The sequence below is a fragment of the Rhizobium sp. 3T7 genome (assembly GCF_020166565.1).
GTDB lineage: Bacteria > Pseudomonadota > Alphaproteobacteria > Rhizobiales > Rhizobiaceae > Rhizobium.
The window spans coordinates 1-2,500 of the sequence record NZ_JAIQXS010000043.1; the positions used below are offsets into that span (position 1 = coordinate 1).

General features: G+C 54.4%; 1 tRNA gene and 2 rRNA genes (1 of these 3 cut by a window edge). All 3 read right to left on the reverse strand.

Annotation, left to right across the window (positions count from 1 at the left end):
• Positions 1-8 precede the first annotated feature (8 nt).
• Positions 9-85: transfer RNA gene (locus tag K9B32_RS28650), tRNA-Met, on the reverse strand.
• A 191-nt stretch (positions 86-276) separates the two neighbouring features.
• Positions 277-391: ribosomal RNA gene (rrf, locus tag K9B32_RS28655) — 5S ribosomal RNA — on the reverse strand.
• Positions 392-598: 207 nt separating this feature from the next.
• Positions 599-2,500 (reverse strand): 23S ribosomal RNA (locus K9B32_RS28660) (it continues 899 nt past the right edge of the window).

Genomic DNA, 2,500 nt, shown 5'->3' on the forward strand with positions numbered 1-2,500 from the left:
GGGAAGATTGGTTGCGGGGGCAGGATTTGAACCTGCGGCCTTCAGGTTATGAGCCTGACGAGCTACCGGGCTGCTCCACCCCGCGCCAAGTGCAAATCCCGAGGGGATTTGCTGGTAGTGCCTGAGCAACTTGGTTCATCAAGTTGCCTGGTGTATTATTTTACTCTGCAAAAGGTCCGTTAGAAAGGCGAAAGGACCGCTTTCGGCGGCCCTTTTGTATCGGCTTGGGCCGTTTTTCGTTGAGAGAAGATTATCTTTTTCTGTTGCGTTTAGCAGACCTGGCAGCGACCGACTCTCCCGCGTCTTAAGACGAAGTACCATAGGCGCTGGGGCGTTTCACGGCCGTGTTCGGAATGGGAACGGGTGCAGCCGCCCCGCCATAACCACCAGGTCAGCGAAGCGCAACAAATGAGAAGCTGGTGAGGACGAGGCCTCATTTTTAGTCTTTGAACACGTCTCAGGCTGCACCGGACGAACACTTGAGGGATAAGCGCGGTGCGCTTACCCTTGGTTCGCCGGGCCTGTGGCCAAGGCTTAGGCCTTGGCTCTGTCAGGACAAGCGCTTGGCTTGCCTTGAGATGAGCATTGATCAATGAGAACGATCAAGCCAATCGAGCTATTAGTACCGGTAAGCTTCACACATTGCTGCGCTTCCACACCCGGCCTATCAACGTGGTCGTCTTCCACGGCTCTGATAGGGAATACTCGTTTTCAGGTGGGTTTCCCGCTTAGATGCCTTCAGCGGTTATCCCTTCCATATGTAGCTACCCTGCTATGCCCTTGGCAGGACAACAGGTCCACCAGAGATATGTCCATCCCGGTCCTCTCGTACTAGGGACAGATCCTGTCAATATTCCTACACCCACGGCAGATAGGGACCGAACTGTCTCACGACGTTCTGAACCCAGCTCACGTACCGCTTTAATTGGCGAACAGCCAAACCCTTGGGACCTGCTCCAGCCCCAGGATGCGATGAGCCGACATCGAGGTGCCAAACAACCCCGTCGATATGGACTCTTGGGGGTCATCAGCCTGTTATCCCCGGCGTACCTTTTATCCGTTGAGCGATGGCCCTTCCACGCGGGACCACCGGATCACTATGACCGACTTTCGTCTCTGCTCGACTTGTCAGTCTCGCAGTCAGGCGGGCTTATGCCATTGCACTCGACGACCGATTTCCGACCGGTCTGAGCCCACCATCGCGCGCCTCCGTTACTCTTTCGGAGGCGACCGCCCCAGTCAAACTACCCACCATACACTGTCCCGGATCCGGATAACGGACCGCGGTTAGACATCCATGACGATAAGGGTGGTATTTCAAGGATGGCTCCACGGAAACTGGCGTCCCCGCTTCAAAGCCTACCACCTATCCTACACATGCCGACACGAATGCCAGTGTAAAGCTATAGTAAAGGTGCACGGGGTCTTTCCGTCTGACCGCAGGAACCCCGCATCTTCACGGGGAATTCAATTTCACTGAGTCTATGTTGGAGACAGCGGGGAAGTCGTTACGCCATTCGTGCAGGTCGGAACTTACCCGACAAGGAATTTCGCTACCTTAGGACCGTTATAGTTACGGCCGCCGTTTACTGGGGCTTCGATTCAAAGCTTGCACCTCTCCTCTTAACCTTCCAGCACCGGGCAGGCGTCAGACCCTATACGTCGTCTTGCGACTTCGCAGAGCCCTGTGTTTTTGATAAACAGTCGCTACCCCCTGGTCTGTGCCACCCCACCATACTTGCGTATCATGGGGTCACGCTTCTTCCGAAGTTACGCGTGCAATTTGCCGAGTTCCTTCAACATAGTTCTCTCAAGCGCCTTGGTATACTCTACCTGACCACCTGTGTCGGTTTCGGGTACGGTCTATACGGTGGAGCTATTTCCTGGAACCGCGTCCCTGCAAGATCAATCCAATAAGACCTCACAAGTTGAGCAATCCGTCACTACCACCAGGCCCACGAATATTAACGTGGTTCCCATCGACTACGCGTGTCCGCCTCGTCTTAGGGGCCGGCTAACCCTGCTCAGATTAACTTTAAGCAGGAACCCTTGGTCTTTCGGCGAGAGGGTCTCTCACCCTCTTTATCGTTACTCATGTCAACATTCGCACTTCCGATACCTCCAGGAGCCCTCACGGGTCTCCCTTCATCAGCTTACGGAACGCTCCGCTACCACGTGTATTGCTACACATCCTCAGCTTCGGTGCATGGCTTCAGCCCCGTTACATTTTCGGCGCAAAGACCCTTATTTAGACCAGTGAGCTGTTACGCTTTCTTTAAATGATGGCTGCTTCTAAGCCAACATCCTGGTTGTTTTGGGATCCTCACATCCTTTCCCACTTAGCCATGACTTGGGGACCTTAGCTGGAGGTTAGGGTTGTTGCCCTTTTCACGACGGACGTTAGCACCCGCCGTGTGTCTGCCGACTAGTACTCCCCGGTATTCGGAGTTTGGTTAGGATCAGTAAGACGGTGAGTCCCCATAGCCCATCCAGTGCTCTA